The 18,892-nt window shown below is 71.5% G+C and carries 18 protein-coding genes; 8 read left to right on the forward strand and 10 right to left on the reverse strand.

Going from position 1 to position 18,892, the window contains the following annotated elements; all coding sequences use genetic code 11:
* Positions 1–17: 17 nt before the first annotated feature.
* Positions 18–1,205, forward strand: a complete 1,188-nt coding sequence (locus tag OG276_RS11025) for an ABC transporter ATP-binding protein (protein WP_266904402.1) — start codon at positions 18–20, stop codon at positions 1,203–1,205.
* The gene (locus OG276_RS11030; RefSeq protein WP_266904404.1) at positions 1,202–2,068 is read left to right on the forward strand and encodes an ABC transporter permease; all 867 of its coding nucleotides are present in this window, start codon (positions 1,202–1,204) and stop codon (positions 2,066–2,068) included. Before OG276_RS11025 ends, OG276_RS11030 begins: the two co-directional genes overlap by 4 nt.
* Positions 2,069–2,080: 12 nt before the next feature.
* On the opposite strand, the gene OG276_RS11035 is transcribed toward OG276_RS11030, so the two are convergent.
* Positions 2,081–2,422 carry an ATP/GTP-binding protein gene (locus OG276_RS11035; RefSeq protein ID WP_254384262.1) on the reverse strand — a complete coding sequence of 114 codons (342 nt, stop codon included), beginning with the start codon at positions 2,420–2,422 and terminating at the stop codon, positions 2,081–2,083.
* A gap of 242 nt (positions 2,423–2,664) precedes the next feature.
* On the opposite strand from OG276_RS11035, the gene OG276_RS11040 reads away from it, so the two are divergent.
* Positions 2,665–3,696: an LLM class flavin-dependent oxidoreductase gene (locus tag OG276_RS11040; protein WP_266904406.1), complete on the forward strand. Its 1,032-nt coding sequence runs from the start codon at positions 2,665–2,667 to the stop codon at positions 3,694–3,696.
* 137 nt (positions 3,697–3,833) lie between these two features.
* Here the strand turns inward: OG276_RS11040 and OG276_RS11045 are convergent, their stop codons facing one another.
* Positions 3,834–4,226: an SCO5389 family protein gene (locus OG276_RS11045; RefSeq protein ID WP_243336246.1), complete on the reverse strand. Its 393-nt coding sequence runs from the start codon at positions 4,224–4,226 to the stop codon at positions 3,834–3,836.
* A 220-nt stretch (positions 4,227–4,446) separates the two neighbouring features.
* Here OG276_RS11045 and nucS point away from each other — a divergent pair, with 220 nt between their 5' ends.
* Positions 4,447–5,118 carry an endonuclease NucS gene (nucS, locus tag OG276_RS11050; protein WP_266881159.1) on the forward strand — a complete coding sequence of 224 codons (672 nt, stop codon included), beginning with the start codon at positions 4,447–4,449 and terminating at the stop codon, positions 5,116–5,118.
* A 156-nt stretch (positions 5,119–5,274) separates the two neighbouring features.
* Here the strand turns inward: nucS and OG276_RS11055 are convergent, their stop codons facing one another.
* From OG276_RS11055 to OG276_RS11065, 3 genes are all read right to left on the reverse strand, one after another.
* Complete coding sequence (locus OG276_RS11055; RefSeq protein WP_266904409.1) at positions 5,275–8,259, reverse strand: ATP-binding protein; 2,985 nt, start codon at positions 8,257–8,259, stop codon at positions 5,275–5,277.
* A 222-nt stretch (positions 8,260–8,481) separates the two neighbouring features.
* Complete coding sequence (locus OG276_RS11060; RefSeq protein WP_243336243.1) at positions 8,482–8,805, reverse strand: STAS domain-containing protein; 324 nt, start codon at positions 8,803–8,805, stop codon at positions 8,482–8,484.
* A 159-nt stretch (positions 8,806–8,964) separates the two neighbouring features.
* Positions 8,965–9,813, reverse strand: a complete 849-nt coding sequence (locus OG276_RS11065; RefSeq protein ID WP_250744745.1) for a 3-hydroxyacyl-CoA dehydrogenase family protein — start codon at positions 9,811–9,813, stop codon at positions 8,965–8,967.
* A 198-nt stretch (positions 9,814–10,011) separates the two neighbouring features.
* On the opposite strand from OG276_RS11065, the gene OG276_RS11070 reads away from it, so the two are divergent.
* Entirely contained in the window at positions 10,012–10,584 is a 573-nt protein-coding gene (locus OG276_RS11070) for a cob(I)yrinic acid a,c-diamide adenosyltransferase (protein ID WP_266904412.1), read from the forward strand.
* Positions 10,585–10,600: 16 nt separating this feature from the next.
* On the opposite strand, the gene OG276_RS11075 is transcribed toward OG276_RS11070, so the two are convergent.
* Positions 10,601–11,161 carry a hypothetical protein gene (locus OG276_RS11075; RefSeq protein ID WP_266904414.1) on the reverse strand — a complete coding sequence of 187 codons (561 nt, stop codon included), beginning with the start codon at positions 11,159–11,161 and terminating at the stop codon, positions 10,601–10,603.
* 157 nt (positions 11,162–11,318) lie between these two features.
* Between OG276_RS11075 and OG276_RS11080 the strand changes: the two genes are divergently transcribed.
* The 3 genes from OG276_RS11080 to OG276_RS11090 all read left to right on the forward strand — a co-directional run bounded on the left by OG276_RS11080 (position 11,319) and on the right by OG276_RS11090 (position 15,261).
* Positions 11,319–12,572, forward strand: coding sequence for a sensor histidine kinase (locus OG276_RS11080; protein WP_266904416.1), 1,254 nt, complete (start codon positions 11,319–11,321; stop codon positions 12,570–12,572).
* Entirely contained in the window at positions 12,569–13,210 is a 642-nt protein-coding gene (locus OG276_RS11085; protein WP_266904418.1) for a response regulator transcription factor, read from the forward strand. The genes OG276_RS11080 and OG276_RS11085 overlap by 4 nt, the downstream gene beginning before the upstream one ends.
* A gap of 287 nt (positions 13,211–13,497) precedes the next feature.
* Positions 13,498–15,261: a glycoside hydrolase family 18 chitinase gene (locus OG276_RS11090; RefSeq protein WP_266912700.1), complete on the forward strand. Its 1,764-nt coding sequence runs from the start codon at positions 13,498–13,500 to the stop codon at positions 15,259–15,261.
* A 160-nt stretch (positions 15,262–15,421) separates the two neighbouring features.
* Here the strand turns inward: OG276_RS11090 and OG276_RS11095 are convergent, their stop codons facing one another.
* From OG276_RS11095 to OG276_RS11110, 4 genes are all read right to left on the reverse strand, one after another.
* Positions 15,422–15,868 (reverse strand): DUF2550 domain-containing protein, encoded by a 447-nt coding sequence (locus OG276_RS11095; protein ID WP_266904420.1) that lies wholly within the window; start codon positions 15,866–15,868, stop codon positions 15,422–15,424.
* A 154-nt stretch (positions 15,869–16,022) separates the two neighbouring features.
* Entirely contained in the window at positions 16,023–16,397 is a 375-nt protein-coding gene (locus OG276_RS11100) for a F0F1 ATP synthase subunit epsilon (RefSeq protein ID WP_243336233.1), read from the reverse strand.
* A 129-nt stretch (positions 16,398–16,526) separates the two neighbouring features.
* Complete coding sequence (gene atpD / locus OG276_RS11105; RefSeq protein ID WP_266881151.1) at positions 16,527–17,966, reverse strand: F0F1 ATP synthase subunit beta; 1,440 nt, start codon at positions 17,964–17,966, stop codon at positions 16,527–16,529.
* Positions 17,966–18,883, reverse strand: a complete 918-nt coding sequence (locus OG276_RS11110) for a F0F1 ATP synthase subunit gamma (protein ID WP_266904423.1) — start codon at positions 18,881–18,883, stop codon at positions 17,966–17,968. Before OG276_RS11110 ends, atpD begins: the two co-directional genes overlap by 1 nt.
* Positions 18,884–18,892 lie beyond the last annotated feature (9 nt).

An 18,892-nucleotide genomic window follows, 5' to 3' on the forward strand; every position in this document is an offset into this window, starting at 1 on the left:
TGGCAAGGGGCAGCAAGATGATCGAGGCAGTCGGCCTGACCAAGCGCTTCGGCGCGAAGACCGCTGTCGACGACCTTTCCTTCCAGGTCAAGCCAGGTCATGTGACGGGATTCCTGGGGCCCAACGGCTCCGGGAAGTCCACCACGATGCGCATGATCGTCGGCCTGGACCGGCCCACCGCCGGCCGGGTCACGATCAACGGCCTGCCCTTCCGCGAGCTCCCGAACGCCCAGCGGCACGTCGGGGCCCTGCTCGACGCCAAGGCCGTCCACGGCGGCCGCCGGGCCCGCACCCACCTGCTGTCGATCGCCCAGCTCTCCGGGATCCCCGAGAAGCGGGTGGACGAGGTGCTGGGCGTCGTGGGGCTGCAGGACGTGGCCCGGCAGCGCGCCAAGGGCTTCTCGCTCGGCATGGGCCAGCGGCTCGGCATCGCGACCGCCCTGCTCGGCGACCCCCAGGTGCTGCTCTTCGACGAGCCGGTCAACGGCCTCGACCCCGAAGGCATCCTCTGGGTCCGCAATCTGATGCGCCGCCTCGCCTCCGAGGGCCGCACCGTCTTCGTCTCCTCGCACCTCATGAGCGAGATGGCGCTGACCGCCGACCACCTCATCGTGATCGGCCGGGGCCGGCTGCTCGCCGACATGGGCACCCAGGACTTCATCACCCACAACTCGGCTGGATTCGCCCGGGTCCGCACGGCCGACACCGACCCCGGTGGCTGGGACACCCTCGGCTCCGTCCTCACCAAAGCGGGCGGCCGGGTCCTGCGGGAGCCCGACGGGGCGCTGCGGGTGACCGGGCTGGAGCTGCCGCAGATCTCCGACCTCGCGCACGCGGCCGGCGTACGGCTGTGGGAGCTGTCGCCGCACCGGGCCTCGCTGGAGGAGGCGTACATGCGGATGACCCAGTCCTCCGTCGAGTACACCTCCACCGAGGACCCGCGCGCCGAGCTCTGGGAGCCCGAACCGCTGAGCGTGCCGAAGTGGGAGGAAGAGGAAGCGGCCGAGGCCCTCCAGGTCCCGCAGGCCGGCTTCTTCGCGCCCCCGCCGCCCGGGACCGGCGCCCGGCCGTTCCTGATGCCGACCAGCCCCGGTGAGCTCGCGGGCCCCGGGGCCGCGTCCCCCGGGGCCGAGCCCTCCCCCGGCACCACGCACTCCACCGACCCCGTGCGCACGCCCGCGCAGAAGCCCGAGGACACCCGATGACCGCCCCGCCGACCGCGACGACCGCCGGGGACCAGGGCCCGGTGGGCTACACCTCGCCCCTGCCGACGCCCCGGCCGCACCTGGGGCACGCGCTGGCCTCGGAGTGGACGAAGCTGACCTCGGTGCGCTCCACGATGTGGACGCTCGGCGCCCTGGTGCTGCTCGTCGTCGGCATCGGCGGCACGGTCATCGTGCAGACCCGGGACGTGGACTACGAGCAGATGCCGTTCATCGCCCCCGCCCTCTTCGGACTGCTGGTCGGGCAGCTCGCGGTGATGGTGCTCGGAGTGCTGACGATCACCTCCGAGTGGGGCACCGGCCTGGTCCGCACCACCTTCACGGCGGCCCCCGACCGGTACCGGGTGCTCACCGCGAAGTACCTCGTCTTCGGCCTCACCGCGTTCCTCACCACGGCCGGCTCGGTCTGCCTGGTGGGACTGACCGCCTCGATCCTGCGCGACGGTCCCGACGCCGGGCCGCACCCGCCTTCCGAGTGGGCCTCCGGGCTCGTGGGCAGCCTGTACGTCACCCTGCTCGGCGTCCTGGCCCTGGCGATCGGGGCGCTGGTGCGGCATTCGGCGGGGGCGATCGCCGTGATGCTCGGCGTCGTCACGCTGCCGCCGGTGATAGGGGCCGTGCTCAGCATCTGGGAGGCCGTCGCCCCGGTCGGGAGGAGCCTGCTCAAGTACAACGTGCCGGTGGCGATGATGGAGCTGTTCGGCATGCCGACCAACGCTTCCGACCCGTCGTCGGGCGCCAGCATGGCGCTCCCGGGCGGCCTGAACCACATGGTGCTGATCCTGCTGGTCACGGGCGCCGCGGTCGCCGCCTCGTACGTGGTGGTCGGCCGCAGGGACGTCTAGGACCCGGGACGTCTAGTACTTGGGAGCGTTGCGGGACCGCTGCACCTTGGAGGTGCGGCGGTCCTTCGCGTTCCAGCAGGCCTTGTGCCAGTGCCGGCGGTCGTCGACCCCGCCGTACTCGGGCCAGGCCACCAGGTGCGGGGTGCCGGAGGGGATCTCCTGGTCGCAGCCGGGGCAGCGGTAGCGCTTGCCCGCGGCGCTCGCGCCCGCGACGTGCCGGACCTTCCAGTCCTCGCCCTGGTACTCCTCCGTGCGCTCCAGGCCGTACCGGTCCAGACTGCCCGGGCCCGAGCCCTGGTCCGAACGATCGGCTGGATTCTCGCCGCCCCTGGGGCGGTTGTGGCGCGGTGACACGTATACCTCACGGATGGGCGGACGGCAGTGACTTTCTCCCAGACTACGCGCAGCGAGGCGGGGTACCCGCAGGGTGGCCGAAGGACGACGGTAGTACGGATCAATCGGTTTGCGTGACTGACCCGACAATCCCAATAACTTTCCGTTCAGGCCGTGCCTTTGGCACGTGTCAGACGTTGTTGCCGGAGAAGCAACCGGTCCGCCTGGGGGAGGCCGCGTCAGCCGCGAGGAGGCTAAAGGCGATGCGCGTAGGAGCATTTGTACTGGCGGCCCAGTTCCCGGGACAGGGACAGGGCGAGGCACTGCACCGGGCGGTACGGACCGCCGAGGTGGCCGAGGAGGCCGGGCTCGACTCGGTCTGGCTCGCCGAGCACCACTTCGTCCCGTACGGGGTCTGCCCGTCGGCGGTGACCCTGGCGGCCCTGATGCTGGGCCGCACCCGGCGGCTGCGCGTGGGCACGGCGGTGAGCGTCCTGCCGAGCACCCACCCGGTGGCCCTGGGCGAGCAGGCGGCCCTGCTGCACCTGACCTCGGAGGGGCGGTTCACCCTGGGGGTGGGCCGGGGCGGTCCCTGGGTGGACCTGGAGGTCTTCGGCGGCGGGCTCGACGCGTACGAGAACCGCTTCCCGGAGGACCTGGACCTGTTGCGGCGCTGGCTGGCCGAGCCGCGCGTGGGGGCACCCGGGGCCGAGGCCGGCGGCCGGTACGGCTTCCGCGAAGTGGCCGTCGTACCGCGCGCGTCGGAGGCGCTGCACGGCGACGGGACGGGGCCGGAACTGATCGTCGCCTGCACCTCCCCGGGCTCCGTACGGATGGCCGCGGAGCGCGGACTGCCGATGCTGCTGGGCATGCACTGCGGGGACGAGGACAAGGCCGCCATGGTCGAGCTGTGGCGGCGTACGGCACGGGCCGCGGGGCATTCGCCCGAGGCCGGCCACGTGTCGGCCGGGGTCTGCCAGCTGGCGGACCGGACGGCGGACGCCCGCGAAACGCTGCTGAAGGCGATGCCGGGCTGGCTCAAGCAGGGTCTGGACGCACACGTCACGGTGGACGGACGGCAGCGGGCGATGCGGGACCCGGTCGCGTACACCGAGCTGCTGTGCGATCTCCACCCCGTGGGCACGCCGGAGCTGGCGGCCGACCGGCTCGCGGCCACGTCGGAACGTACGGGGATCACGCGGTTCGCCCTGCTGACGGAAGGGTCGGGTGACCTCGCCGCGACCGAGGAGAACCTCCGGCGCCTCGGCGCCGAGGTGCTTCCCCGGCTCGGCTGAGACCAGGGCTGCCGCTCCGTTGGCACCGGAGCGGCAGCGAGGTACCGGTCGTGCGGAGGTGCGGTCGTACGGAGGTGCGGAGTGCGGTCGTACGGAGTGCGGTCGTGCTGGTCCTGCTGTCGGTGCGGTCTTCCTTGCTAGCAGTCGCGCATCTCGGGCGACTGGTTGAGCAGCTGGCCTCGGATCGAAGTGAACTTGGCCAGCCGGTCGTCCACCGAGGAGTCCAGCGGGAACACCGCTACCCGGTGGCAGTTCTGGAATGCCAGGCGCACTCCGAAGTGGCGCTGCAGCGCACCCCGTATCGCGTCACTCGCGAGAGCGCGCAGCAGCTGGCCACGCGCCTGCTCGTCCGGCGGGGGCGTCTGGTTGTCGGCGAACTGTCCGCCGTCCACCTTGAGCTGGGCCACCAGCGAGCTGATCATCTCCCATGCGTAGGGCAGGGAGGTCCGGACGCAGTCGACGAAAGCGGCTTCGTCGACCTCGCCTCGCTCGGCCTGTTCGAGTAGGGCCGGTGAGACGTCGAGCGACATGGGTTCTCCTCTCGCGACTCCGGCCGATTGGGTTGCCGGAGCCTTACGGGCAGGGAGGGAGATCGCGACGCAGCGTGCACGAGTCGCAACCTCCCGCTCACCACGGTAGGCGCCCATTGGGTACCGCACCAGGAGAATGCGCATACAACGCGCCATCCTCGAACGGGGCTTTCGGGGGCGAATCGCGTGCAGGCCTTCTCGTCGAGTAGCGTTGCCGACCATGCGTCTCGTCATTGCCCGCTGCTCCGTCGATTACGCGGGCCGGCTCACCGCCCATCTGCCCTCGGCACCCCGTCTGATCCTCGTGAAGGCCGACGGCAGTGTCTCGATCCACGCGGACGACCGAGCGTACAAACCGCTCAACTGGATGTCGCCGCCGTGCACCCTCAAGGAGGGGAGCGGCGACGATGCCGGCGTCTGGACCGTCGTCAACAAGGCTGGCGAGAAGCTCATCATCACCATGGAGGAAGTCCTCCACGACTCCTCGCACGAGCTGGGCATCGACCCGGGTCTGATCAAGGACGGGGTCGAGGCCCACCTGCAGGAGCTCCTGGCCGACCGGATCGAGACCCTCGGAGAGGGCTACACGCTGATCCGCCGCGAGTACATGACCGCGATCGGACCGGTCGACATCCTGTGCCGGGACGCCTCCGGCGCGACGGTGGCGGTGGAGATCAAGCGCCGCGGCGAGATCGACGGCGTCGAACAGCTCACGCGCTACCTGGAGCTCCTGAACCGGGACCCGCACCTGGCACCCGTCAAGGGCGTCTTCGCGGCCCAGGAGATCAAGCCCCAGGCCCGCGTCCTGGCGAACGACCGCGGCATGGACTGCGTCGTCCTCGACTACAACGCGATGCGCGGCATCGAGGACGACAAGCTCCGCCTGTTCTAGGGCCCGTCGGCACTTTTCCCCCGCCGCCCGAAGGGCGGCCCCCCGGCGTCCGGTGCGCGTTCTCGGCGCGCCGGGCGCAAGCCCGCGTACCGGACGTACGCGGGCTTTGCAGCACCCCCTGGCCCCCGTCGGCGCGGACGGGGGCGCGGCGGGCCGTCAGGGCGTCGCGGTCTCCGTCTCGGTCGTGGGGGGCTTCGGCTCTTCCGTCGGCACGGTGTTCGTGGGGCTCGGGCTCGCGGACGCGGACGCGGACGGGCTCGGGGAAGCCGGCGGGGTGCTCACCGGCGGGGCCGAGCTCGTCGCCGGCGGCGGAGGCTGGCTCACCGGGCTCGACGACGACACGGTCGGCGTCGGCTTCGGCGAGGTGGACTTGCGCGGCGTCGGAGTGGTACCCGGTGCCTGCGAGGTGGAGGACGAGGCCTCCGGCTCCGGCAAGGGAGCGTCCCCACTCGCATCCGGCGTACTCGGCTGCGGCTGCACCTCGTCCGAGCTCGGGGCCGTGGAGACCGCCGGCGCCTGCGCGGGCGGCGTCTCGTCCTCGGTGGTCATCGCGAGGGCCACCACCGTGCCCAGCACCACGACGGTCACCGCCCCGGCCGCGGCCAGCAGCATCGGCTTGCGGCCGGACCTCGGCTTCGCCTTGGGCTCGGGCGTCTTGGGCCCCGGATCCGGCTCGGGGGTGAGCGGGAAGGCGTCCTCGAACACCTCGGCCAGGGTCGCGGGCGCGACGGAGCCCGGCGGCGCCACCGCGGGCACCACCGTCGTGACGGCGTCCGTGGCCCGCGTCCCGGCGCGCTCGGGCGCGGGGACGGCCCCGGCACCCGCTCCGGGCAGGGCGGCGAGGGCCTTCGACAGGGTCGCCGGAGTCACGGGAGCCGAGGGGGCCACGGGAGCGGACGGCGTCCCGCCGACACCGGCAGCACCGGGAGCCGACGGAGTCCCGGCGGCGCCGGGAACACCGGCACCACCGGGAACGCCCGGTGTCTGGCGGACCGTGGGAAACGGCGCAGTTCCCGCAGCACCCGCAGCACCCGCAGCACCCGCAGCACCCGCAGCACCCGCAGCACCCGCAGCACCCGCAGCACCCGCAGCACCCGCAGCACCCGCAGCACCCGCAGCACCCGCAGCACCCGCAGCCAACGAAGTCACTGCGGCACCGGGAACGCCCGGTGTCTGGCGAACCTTGGGAAACGGCGTGGTTCCCGCGCCCGCGGCAACAGCGGGAGCACCGGGGGCTCCCGGAGCAAGCGGAGCCCCGGCAGCCCCCGGAAGCCCGGGAGACCCCGGAAGAGCAGCAAGCCCGGCAAGCCCGGGAACCGGCGCGGCACCGGCAGCCCCGGGAAGCAGCGGAGCCCCCGCCCCCGGCGGCAGCCCCGGCAGACCCCGAACCGGCAGCACACCCGGATCACCCGGTGCCCCCGGCTGACCCGGCCCGGCCGGCTTCACCGCTCCCCCGGTCCCGCCCCCGCCCCCGGCCGCAGACGCCTCCGGCGGAGCCAGTCGCAGCGGCGGCGACACCTGGACCTCCGCCGCCTCGCGGTCGGTGACCAGGGCCAGCGCGCGCCGTCCCGCGACGGTGCCCCGCTTGTCGGCCAGCGCGCCGCGCAGCCCGATCGAGGCCTCCAGTTCGGCCCGCGCCCGGTCGAGCCGGCCCTCGCACAGGGCCAGTACGCCCAGCTCGTGGTGGAAGTACGCCTGCTCCGCGACCTCGCCGGCCTTCCGCGCGGCCTCCGCGCCCGCGCGCAGCACCCGCTCCCAGGCCTCCCAGTGCAGCGAGGCCGCGAACGCCGGCGCCGCCGTCCGCGCGAGCAGCACCGCGGCCACCACATCGGCCCCGGCCAGCGCCGCGAGCACCGCGTCGGCCTCCGCCGCGACCCGCGCGGGGCTGACCGAGGCGTGCCCGGTCCACCAGGCGTAGTGGCGGGCGGCCGTACGGGCTTCCTCGGCCGCGGTGTCCCCGTAGCCGATCTCCTCCAGCTGTCGCGCGACCCCCGCGGCCAGCCGGTGGCGCGTCCCGACGGGGCTCAGCAGCCCGCAGTCGAGCAGTTCGGCGACGGCCGTGTCGGCGTGCGTGTCGCCGACCAGCGCGGGCAGGTGCGTGTGGTGCGGCAGCTCCCCGCCGAGCGCGCAGGCGATCCGCAGCGCGGCCCGCGCGGACTCGCTGACCCGCGAGGCGAGCAGCTCCGCCGGAGCGGCGCCCTCGGCCAGCGTCGGCAGCGGCACGAAGACGGTGTCGCGCGGCTTCTCCTCGAAGACGCCGGGTTCCTCGTCATCGTCGTACTCGTCGAAGGTGCCGGTCCGGTTGAGCTCGTCGCGCTGGCGCAGGAGCGCGGCCGCCTGTACGAAGCGCAGCGGCTGCCCTTCGGAGGCGAAGCTCAGGTCCCCGGCCCAGGCCGTTTCCTCGTCCGTCAGCGCCCGTCCGGTGCCCGCTTCGAGCAGGGCCACGCAGTCGGCGCGGGCCAGCCCGCCGAGGAAGACCTCTTCGAGGTGCGAGTCGTCGGAGGGGGCCCGGGTGTCGGGGGTGGCGGTCAGCAGGTACGCGCACTCCGGCGTGGCCCGCAGCAGTTCGTCGAGGGCGGTGCCGCCCATCTCGAGGTCGTCGACGAGGACGACGGCGCCTATCTCCGCCACGCGGGCGAGGAGTCCGGCCCGGTCGGGGCGTTCGGCCGGAGCCTCGTACACGGTGGCGTACAGCGCCTGGAGCAGCTCGCCGGGCTGCTGGTGTCCGTGCCCGCAGAGCCGTACGACCCCGTCGGGGGCGAGGTCGGCGCAGGCGTCGGCGACCGCGTCGAGCAGCGCCGTGCGCCCGGATCCGGGCGGCCCGGTCAGCCGTACGGAGCGGCCGCGCGTGAGCAGGCGTACGAGGCGTTCGCGTTCCTCCTCGCGGCCCAGCAGGCGCCGCGCGCCGGCCGGGGCGCCCGGCGGCACGGGGGGCCGTGCGGCGGCCGCCGCGGAGGCGCGGGCGGCGGGGGTGCGCTTGACCGGGGCGGGGGCGACCTCGCCGCCGGGGCGGTGCGTGCGGACGATCTCGCTGCCGTCGACGGGGTTCACGGTGAGGGTGAGGTCGCCGGACGTCAGCGTCACCACCCGCGCCGGCTGCTCCGCCGGATCGGCCTGCCCCTGTGTGCTGCTCCGGTCCATGACCAAGTCCCCCGATCGCGCCGTGCGCCGTGCGCCGTCGTCCCGCCCGGCCTTCGCTCACGCCGCTGTCGCTACTGGTCCGGTTTCCGCCCGAACCCTAGACCGTGCCCGCCGGGGCGGGAACCGCAGGGGTGCCTTCACCACCGGACCGTTACGTTTGCGCAGACCTCGTAAAGCAGGCTCCGCAGGGCAGGCCGCGCGCACGTGGACCGCGCAAGGGCGTCACGCGCGCGGCAGCGACTCCGCTTCGAGCCCGCCCTCGATCGCGAGGATCCGGTGCAGCCGGGTGGCCACGAGCAGCCGCTGCATCTGTGGCGGGACCCCGCGCAGGACGAGCCGGCGGCCGGTCCGGCCGGCCCGGCGGTGGGCGCCCATGATCACGCCGAGGCCCGTCGCGTCCCAGGAGTCGAGCCCGGTGAGGTCCAGCACGAGGTCGCCGTGACCGTCGTCCAGCGCGGTGTGCAGGACCGTACGGGCGTCCGCCGCGCTGCGCACGTCGAGGCGACCCCCGACAGCGAGTTCGGCGTGGTCGCCCCTGATGTGCATGTGTACTCCCGGCAGCGCGGTACTGATTGCGTATGGTCCGACTGGTCCGTGGTCGGCAACTCTCACTGCAACTGACTGCCTCAGGGGCAGGGAAGTTGCCGACCGTGAGCGAACCGATACCTAATTCACCCTGTGGGGTGCAGGCATTCGAACTGGTGCTCAGTGCTTGTAGAAGCCCTGACCGCTCTTGCGGCCGATGTCGCCCGCGTCCACCATGCGGCGCATCAGCTCCGGCGGCGCGAACTTCTCGTCCTGGGACTCCGTGTAGATGTTGCTGGTGGCGTGCAGCAGGATGTCGACGCCGGTGAGGTCCGCGGTGGCCAGCGGGCCCATCGCGTGCCCGAAGCCGAGCTTGCAGGCGATGTCGATGTCCTCGGCCGAGGCGACGCCCGATTCGTACAGTTTCGCCGCTTCGACGACCAGTGCCGAAATGAGACGGGTCGTCACGAATCCGGCGACGTCGCGGTTGACGACGATGCAGGTCTTGCCGACCGACTCGGCGAACGCCCGGGTGGTGGCGAGGGTTTCGTCGCTCGTCTTGTAGCCGCGCACGAGCTCGCACAGCTGCATCATCGGGACCGGCGAGAAGAAGTGCGCGCCGACGACCCGCTCCGGACGCTCCGTCACGGCCGCGATCTTGGTGATCGGGATGGCGGAGGTGTTGGAGGCCAGGATCGCGTCCTCGCGCACCAGCTTGTCGAGCGCGCGGAAGATCTCGTGCTTGACCTCCAGCTTCTCGAAGACGGCCTCGACGACGATGTCGGCGTCGGCGACCGCTTCGAGCTCGGTGGTCGTGGTGATGCGGGCCAGGGCCGCCTCGGCGTCCTCGGCCGTCAGCTTGCCCTTGGAGACGAACCTGTCGTACGAGGCCTTGATCCCGTCGGTACCGCGCGTCAGGGCGGCATCGGTCACATCGCGCAGCACGACGTCCCAACCCGCCTGAGCGGAGACCTGCGCGATTCCGGAGCCCATCAGTCCGGCGCCGATCACGGCGAGCTTCCCAGCCACTGCACACCCCAAGTTCTTTGAATAGGACACGGCCTCGGATACGGCACAGCCTCGTTCGTTCTCCGGCGGAGACTAGCGTCCGCGAGGGGCCCAGTGACCGCGAAGTAACACGCGTCACGTCTCAGATGACGGACATCACACCGGGACGGCCCAGCAGTGCGACAGGGGGCCCCAGTTGGTCCGCACTAGGGTGGCGGCATGGTGAACCTCACGCGCATCTACACCCGCACCGGCGACAAGGGCACGACCGCACTGGGCGACATGAGCCGCACGGCCAAGACCGATCTGCGCATCTCGGCGTACGCCGACGCCAACGAGGCCAACGCGGCCATCGGGACGGCCATCGCGCTCGGCTCGCTGCCCGCCGATGTCGTGAAGGTCCTGGTCCGTGTGCAGAACGACCTGTTCGACGTGGGCGCCGACCTCTGCACCCCGGTCGTCCCGAACCCCGAGTACCCGCCGCTGCGCGTCGAGCAGTTCTACGTGGACAAGCTGGAGGCCGACTGCGACCTCTTCAACGGCGAGCTGGAGAAGCTCCGCAGCTTCATCCTCCCCGGCGGCACCCCCGGCGCGGCCCTCCTGCACCAGGCCTGCACGGTGGTCCGGCGCGCCGAGCGCTCCACGTGGGCGGCCCTGGAGGCACACGGCGAGGTCATGAACCCGCTGACGGCCACCTACCTCAACCGCCTCTCCGACCTCCTGTTCATCCTGGCCCGCACGGCCAACAAGGAGGTCGGCGACGTCCTGTGGGTCCCGGGCGGCGACCGGTAGGTCGTGGACGGCTCGCCTAGGAACGGTCCGCCGTGGAGAGCGCCTTCGCGGGAGCCCGCTTCGGCCACACCGTGTAGGTGACGGCGATCAGGGCGTGGATGCCCACCACCCGCAGGGCCGTGAGCTGCCATCCGTGCAGCACCGTGGTGTCGCCCGAACCGCCGACGTACCAGATCGCGGCCTGGAGCAGTCCGGCCGCGACGGCCGCCGCGAGGACGGTCCGCGCGAACAGCTTCCACTCGTGGACGGCCCGCGCCGCGCCGTAGCCGGCGCCGGCCGGCTTCGGGCCCCCGGCCAGCCGGTGCGCGGCGTGGCCGTCGAGCCAGCGCACGGTGTAGTGCCCGTAGGCGACGGTGTAGCCGAGGTACAGCGCGGCGAGTCCGTGCTTCCAGTCCGGCTCGGCGCCGCCGCGCAGGTCCACCGCGGTGGCGACCAGCAGCACCAGCTCCAGGAGCGGCTCGCACAGCAGGACGGCCGCGCCGGCCTTCGGCATCTTCGCGAGGTAGCGCAGGGCCAGGCCGCCGGTCAGCAGGACCCAGAAGCCGACTTCACAGGCGATGATCAGGGTGACGAGCACGGGACTCTCCGTTCCTGTGGTGGGGGATGCCTCCAGCTTCCCGCCCGGTTCGCACCGTTTCCTCGTCGCCGATGACGAATGCCACGGGGGCCGACCTGCATCCTTCGATGTACGCGGGCTCGGCCGTGATGGCGACGCCCGCCCCCGCCGCACCCTGTTGGATGGGTCCGTGACCCTCAAGATCCCGCCGCCGCACCGAGACGACGTCCTGCTCGCCGCGTTCAGCGTGGCCGCCGGCCTGCTCCTGTGGTCGCTCGGGGTGCACAGCTCCCCCACCCGGGACCTGCTCCCGGCCTGGGCGGCCCTGGTCCCGCTCCTCACCCTCGGCGCGATGGAGCTGCTGCGCCGGAGCATGCCCCGGGTGACCCTGGCGGTCGGCACCGCGGGGCTGGTCGCCGACCAGTTCACCGTGGGGAACCTGGCCACCGTCCTGATCTTCACCGACCTGATGTACGCGGCCGTCGTCTACGGCAAACCGGCCATGGCCCGCCGCCTCCCGGTGACGACCGGCCTGATCACCGTCGCCGTCTCCATCGCCGCCGTGGCCTGGCTGCGCACCCCGCAAGCGCTGCTGATCGGCGTGGTCACCGGCATCGTGAGCTTCGGCCCGGCGCTGACCGGAGCCACCCTGCGCAACCACCGCGAGGCCGCCGTGGCCGCCCGGCTGCGCGCCGAGCAGACCGCGCTGCTGGCCGAGATGGACCGGGCGCAGGCGGTCGTCGCCGAGCGGGCCCGGATGGCCCGCGAACTGCACGACATGGTGGCCAACCACCTCTCCGCCATCGCCATCCACTCCACCGCCGCGCTGTCCATCGACTCCCCCGCCACCAGCCGCGAGGCGCTCGGGGTGATCCGGGAGAACAGCGTCCAGGGACTGGCCGAGATGCGCCGCCTGATCGGACTGCTGCGGGACGTCGGCGCCGGCCAGGAGGCCGTCGCCACGCCCTCGCTGGACGGGCTGGACGCCCTGCTGGAGCAGGCCCGTACGAACGGGGCCGCGAGCGGGCTGGACTTCGTGCTCCTCGACGACCGGCCCGGGGAGGCGGCGCCCACCGGGGGCGCCCGCGAACCGCTGCCCGCCCCGGTGGAACTGGCGGCGTACCGGATCGTCCAGGAGTCGCTGACCAACGCCCTCAAGCACGCCGCCCCGGGCACCGTCACCGTCCGGCTGGCCCGCGACCGCCCCGCGGGCGCGGGGGCCGGCCGGGGCGGGGGCGGCGCGCTGCACGTCGCCGTCGACTCCCCCTACGGGGAACGCCCCGGCCCCCGCGCGCCCGGCTCCGGAGCCGGCCTGATCGGCATGCGCGAGCGGACGGAACTGCTCGGCGGGGCATTCGAAGCGGGCCGCGCGGACGCGGTCTGGCGGGTCCGGGCGACGCTGCCCGTGGAAGAAGAGGCGGTACGGACGTGACGATCAGGGTCGTGGTGGCGGAGGACCAGAGCGCGGTACGGGCCGGGCTGGTCCTGATCCTGCGCAGCGCCGGCGACATCGAGGTGGTGGGCGAGGCCGCGGACGGGGAGGAGGCCGTGCGCCTGGCCCGCGAGCTGCGGCCCGACCTGGTGCTCATGGACGTGCAGATGCCGCGCCTGGACGGGGTGTCGGCGACCCGTCTGGTGGTCGCGGAGGCTCTGGCCGACGTCCTCGTGCTCACCACCTTCGACCTGGACGAGTACGTCTTCGGCGCGCTGCGCGCGGGCGCCTCGGGCTTCCTGCTGAAGGACGCGGACGCGGCGGAGCTGATCACGGCGGTACGGACCGTCGCGCGCGGGGAGGGCCTGATCGCCCCGGCGGTGACCCGGCGGCTGATCGCCGAGTTCGCGGATCCGCGGCCCGTACGCGTCCCCGTGCCGGCGACGGTGGAATCGCTGACCCCGCGCGAGCGGGAGGTCCTGGGGTGCCTGGGCGAGGGGCTGTCGAACGCGGAGATCGCCGTGCGCCTGGAGATGGCGGACGCGACGGCGAAGACCCACGTCAGCCGGGTGCTGGCCAAGCTGGAGCTGCGCAGCCGGGTCCAAGCGGCAGTGCTGGCACAGGAGTTGGGGCTCTAGCCGGATCCGGCCGGAAATCCCTCCGGGGGCGCTACGGGAGGTCTGGACCTCTTGACGGTTGGTCCAGACCTTTCTACTCTCACGCACAACTGTGGTGAGCGTGCCATGACAAGACGTCATACGGGCACGCTCACGGGCGGCGCAGGTCCCACCCCCATGCAGCGGCCGTCCCCACGGCCGCTGCGGACCTCGGAGGAGCACCCTTGAGCACAGCACCCCCACGACGCGCACCGCTGTTTCGAAGAGTCGCGGCCGCACTGGCCGTACTCACCCTGCCCCTCGCCGGACTGGTGGCCATCGCCGGCCCCGCCGAGGCGGCCGCCTCGGCCACCGCGACGTACACCAAGGTCTCCGACTGGGGCTCCGGCTTCGAGGGCAAGTGGACGGTGAAGAACACCGGCACGACCACCCTCAGCAGCTGGACCGTGGAGTGGGACTACCCGGCCGGCACCGCCGTCACCTCGGCCTGGGACGCCACCGTCACCAGCTCCGGCACCCACTGGACCGGCAAGAACGTCGGCTGGAACGGCACCCTCTCCCCGGGCGCCACCGTCAGCTTCGGCTTCAACGGCACGGGCTCCGGCGCCCCCAGCGGCTGCAAGATCAACGGCGGCAGCTGCGACGGCGGCACCAACCCCACCGACAACCCGCCCAGCGCCCCCGGCACCCCCACGGCCAGCGGCGTCACCGACACCGGGCTGACCCTCGGCTGGGCCGCGGCCACCGACGACAAGGGCGTCAAGAACTACGACGTCTTCCGCGGCGGCGCCAAGATCGCCACCGTCACCACCCCCTCGTACACCGACTCGGGCCTGACCAAGGGCACCACCTACAGCTACACGGTCACCGCCCGCGACACCATCGACCAGACCGGCCCCTCCTCCGGCGCCCTCTCGGTGACCACCACCGGCGGAGTCGTCGATCCCCCGCCGGTGGGCGGCCCCGTCAAGCTCGGCTACTTCACGAACTGGGGCGTCTACCAGCGCAACTACCACGTGAAGAACCTGGTCACCTCCGGCAGCGCCGCGAAGATCACGCACATCAACTACGCCTTCGGCAACGTCCAGGGCGGCAAGTGCACGATCGGTGACGCCTACGCCGACTACCAGAAGACCTACGACGCCTCCTCCAGCGTCTCGGGCGTCGCCGACACCTGGGACCAGCCCGTGGCCGGCAACTTCAACCAGCTGCGCCAGCTGAAGAAGAAGTACCCGAACATCAAGGTCCTCTACTCCTTCGGCGGCTGGACCTGGTCCGGCGGCTTCGGCCAGGCCGCGGCCAACCCGGCCGCCTTCGCCCAGTCCTGCTACGACCTGGTCGAGGACCCGCGCTGGGCCGACGTCTTCGACGGCATCGACATCGACTGGGAGTACCCGAACGCCTGCGGCCTGTCCTGCGACACCAGCGGGGCCGCCTCCCTGAAGAACGTCCTCTCCGCACTGCGCACGAAGTTCGGCACCACCAACCTGGTCACCGCCGCCATCTCCGCCGACGGCTCCAACGGCGGCAAGCTCGACCTCGCCGACTACGCGGGCGCCGCCCAGTACGTCGACTTCTACAACGTCATGACGTACGACTTCTTCGGCGCGTGGGCGGCCCAGGGCCCGACGGCCCCGCACTCCCCGCTCACCTCGTACACCGGCATCCCGATCGCCGGCTTCAACTCCGAGGCGGCCATCACCAAGCTCAAGGGCAAGGGCATCGCCGGCTCCAAGCTCAACCTCGGCATCGGCTTCTACGGCCGCGGCTGGACCGGCGTGACCCAGGCCACGCCCGGCGGCACCGCGACCGGCCCGGCCCCGGGCACCTACGAGCAGGGCATCGAGGACTACAAGGTCCTCAAGGGCTCCTGCCCCTCGACCGGCACCATCGCCGGCACGGCCTACGCCAAGTGCGGCAGCAACTGGTGGAGCTACGACACCCCCGCCACCATCGCCTCGAAGATGGCCTGGACGAAGCAGCAGGGCCTCAAGGGAGCCTTCTACTGGGAGTTCAGCGGCGACACCGCCAACGGCGAACTGGCCAGCGCGGTCCACGCCGGCCTCTCGTAACCCCTGACAGCTCGGCCCGGTGAAAGACGAAGCCGGGGAGACGGGTCCGCCCCCGTCTCCCCGGCTTCTCCATCTTCACGCGCCGCTCGCGCGGCTCGGCCCTGGCGGGCCTCCCCGGCTTCGCGGCGCTGCGCCGGACTCCGTCCGGCGGCACCGGCCCTCAGGCGACGTTCACCCGTTGCCCGGGCGGAGCCGCCTCCAGCCAGGCGAGGAAACCGGTCAGCGCGTCATCGCTCATCGCCAGTTCCAGGCGGGTGCCGCGGTGCGCGCAGCACAGTACGACGGCGTCGGAGAGAAGGGCCAGCTCCTCCTCGCCCTCCGGCGCACGGCGGGCGATGACCTCGATGGAGGACCGCTCCAGCAGCCGGCGCGGCCGCGGGGAGTAGCTGAAGACACGGAACCAGTCGATGCGGTCACCGCTGTAGCGCGCGACCCCGTACACCCAGCCCTTGCCGGAGACGTCGGGTTCCTCGGACACGCCCCAGCGCATGCTGCAGTCGAAGGTGCCGCCGGAGCGCTGGATCAGCCTGCGGCGCAGTCCGAACACAAACAGCCCGATCACCACCAGGGCTACGACCAGGCCGCTCACAAGCAGAGCGAGGAGCATCTTTCACCGACCTCCTCGCTCATCGAATAACCCGCACGACAGCGTTCCTACCAGACGGAGTCTGGGGGACCTGCATTGCCTCAGCCGCGACCCGGTCCGGAAAATTCCGGAGCAGGCCGCGGCTGAGGTTCGAAACTCTTACCAGTACCGGGACTCAGCGCCCCGAAACCGCGCGCAGCCGGACATCGGCGCGACGCTCGGAGACCGAATCGGTCTCCGCCTTCGCGCGCTCCAGTGCCCGCTCCGCCCGCTCGACGTCGATCTCGTCGGCAAGCTCGGCGATCTCGGCCAGCAGCGACAACTTGTTGTCCGCGAACGAGATGAATCCGCCGTGCACCGCGGCGACAACAGTGTTGCCCCCGACGGTACGGATGGTCACCGGGCCCGATTCCAGCACACCGAGAAGCGGCTGGTGACCGGGCATGACGCCGATGTCGCCGGACGTGGTGCGGGCGACAACCAGGGTGGCCTCGCCGGACCAGACATTCCGGTCCGCCGCGACCAGCTCGACGTGCAGCTCAGCAGCCATGGTGGCTCCTCGGGTCACCACCCGGCGGGATGGCCGGGTGTTGGGTCAAATTCTAATGGGCGTGAGGAGAGGGACGGGACACACCCGCCCCTCTCCGTCAATCAGCTGTGCTCACGGATGAGCGCGGCCTCAGGAGACGCCCAGCTCCTTGGCGTTGGCCTTGAGGTCCTCGATGCCACCGCACAGGAAGAACGCCTGCTCGGGGAAGTGGTCGTAGTCTCCGTCGCAGATCGCGTTGAAGGCCACGATCGACTCGTCGAGCGGAACGTCCGAACCGTCGACGCCGGTGAACTGCTTGGCGACGTGCGTGTTCTGCGACAGGAAGCGCTCGACGCGACGGGCACGGTGGACAACGAGCTTGTCCTCCTCGCCCAGCTCGTCGATACCGAGGATCGCGATGATGTCCTGGAGGTCCTTGTACTTCTGCAGGATCCCCTTGACGCGCATCGCCGTGGCGTAGTGGTCCGCCGCGATGTACCGCGGGTCGAGGATGCGGGACGTCGAGTCCAGCGGGTCCACGGCCGGGTAGATGCCCTTCTCGGAGATCGGACGGGAAAGAACCGTCGTCGCGTCGAGGTGGGCGAAGGTGGTGGCCGGCGCCGGGTCGGTCAGGTCGTCCGCGGGGACGTAGATCGCCTGCATCGAGGTGATCGAGTGACCGCGGGTCGAGGTGATGCGCTCCTGCAGCAGACCCATCTCGTCAGCCAGGTTCGGCTGGTAACCCACGGCGGACGGCATGCGGCCCAGAAGGGTCGACACCTCCGAACCGGCCTGGGTGTAACGGAAGATGTTGTCGATGAAGAAGAGCACGTCCTGCTTCTGCACATCGCGGAAGTACTCCGCCATGGTCAGACCGGCAAGCGCGACGCGAAGACGGGTGCCCGGGGGCTCGTCCATCTGACCGAAGACAAGCGCCGTCTTGTCGATGACGCCGGACTCGGCCATTTCCTCGATGAGGTCGTTGCCCTCACGGGTACGCTCACCGACGCCCGCGAAGACCGACACACCATCGTGGTTGTTGGCCACGCGGTAGATCATTTCCTGGATCAGAACGGTCTTGCCGACACCGGCACCACCGAACAGACCGATCTTTCCACCCTTGACGTACGGGGTGAGAAGGTCGATGACCTTGACGCCGGTCTCGAACATCTCGGTCTTCGACTCGAGCTCGTCGAAGCGGGGCGCCTTGCGGTGGATCGGCCAGCGCTCGGTGACGTTGGCGTTCTCCTCCGGGTAGTTCAGCACCTCACCCAGGGTGTTGAAGACCTTGCCCTTGGTGAAGTCACCGACGGGGACGGTGATGCCCTCGCCCGTGTTGACCACCGTGGCCTGGCGAACCAGACCGTCGGTCGGCTGCATCGAGATGGTACGGACGAGGCCGTCACCCAGGTGCTGCGCGACCTCGAGGGTCAGCGTCTTGAGCTTGCCGTCCTCGGCCGGGTCTGCGACCTCGACCTTGAGGGCGTTGTAGATCTCGGGCATGGCGTCGACGGGGAACTCCACGTCGACGACCGGGCCGATGACCCGGGCAACGCGGCCCGTGGCGGCGGCCGTCTCAATGGTCGTCATTACTTGTCACTCCCCGCGGTCGCGTCTGCCATGGCGCTGGCGCCACCGACGATCTCGCTGATTTCCTGGGTGATTTCGGCCTGGCGGGCCGCGTTGGCAAGCCGGGAAAGGCTCTTGATGAGATCCCCGGCGTTGTCGGTAGCCGACTTCATCGCGCGGCGGCGGGCGGCGTGCTCGGAAGCGGCCGACTGCAGCAGTGCGTTGTAGATGCGGCTCTCGACGTAGCGCGGCAGAAGGGCGTCGAGGACGTCCTCCGCCGACGGCTCGAAGTCGAACAGCGGAAGGATCTCGCCCTTCGCGCCGGTCTCCTCTTCGACCTTGTCGAGGCTGAGCGGCAGCATCCGGCCGTCCACCGCGTTCTGCGTCATCATCGACACGAATTCCGTGTAGACGATGTGCAGCTCGTCGACGCCACCCTCGGCCGTAACCGTCTGGATGGCCTCGATCAGCGGCGCCGCGACGCGCTTGGCGTCGGCGTAGGCCGGGCTGTCGGTGAAGCCGGTCCACGACTCCGCGACCTTGCGCTCGCGGAAGCCGTAGTAGGCGACACCCTTACGGCCGACGATGTACGTGTCGACCTCCTTGCCCTCGCCGCGCAGCCGCTCGGTGAGCCGCTCCGCCTGCTTGATGGCGTTCGAGGAGTAGCCGCCGGCCAGACCGCGGTCGCTCGTGATGAGCAGGACCGCGGCACGCACCGGTGCCTCGACCTCGGTCGTCAGGGCGTGCTTGGTGTTCGAACCGGTCGCCACCGCGGTCACCGCACGGGTGAGCTCGGTCGCGTACGGCATCGATGCCGCCACCTTGCGCTGCGCCTTGACGATGCGCGAGGCGGCGATCATTTCCATCGCCTTGGTGATCTTCTTGGTCGCCGTGACGGCACGGATACGACGCTTGTAGACCCGGAGCTGCGCTCCCATGAGTCAGCT

This window comes from Streptomyces sp. NBC_00086, assembly GCF_026343255.1.
Classification (GTDB): Bacteria; Actinomycetota; Actinomycetes; order Streptomycetales; family Streptomycetaceae; genus Streptomyces.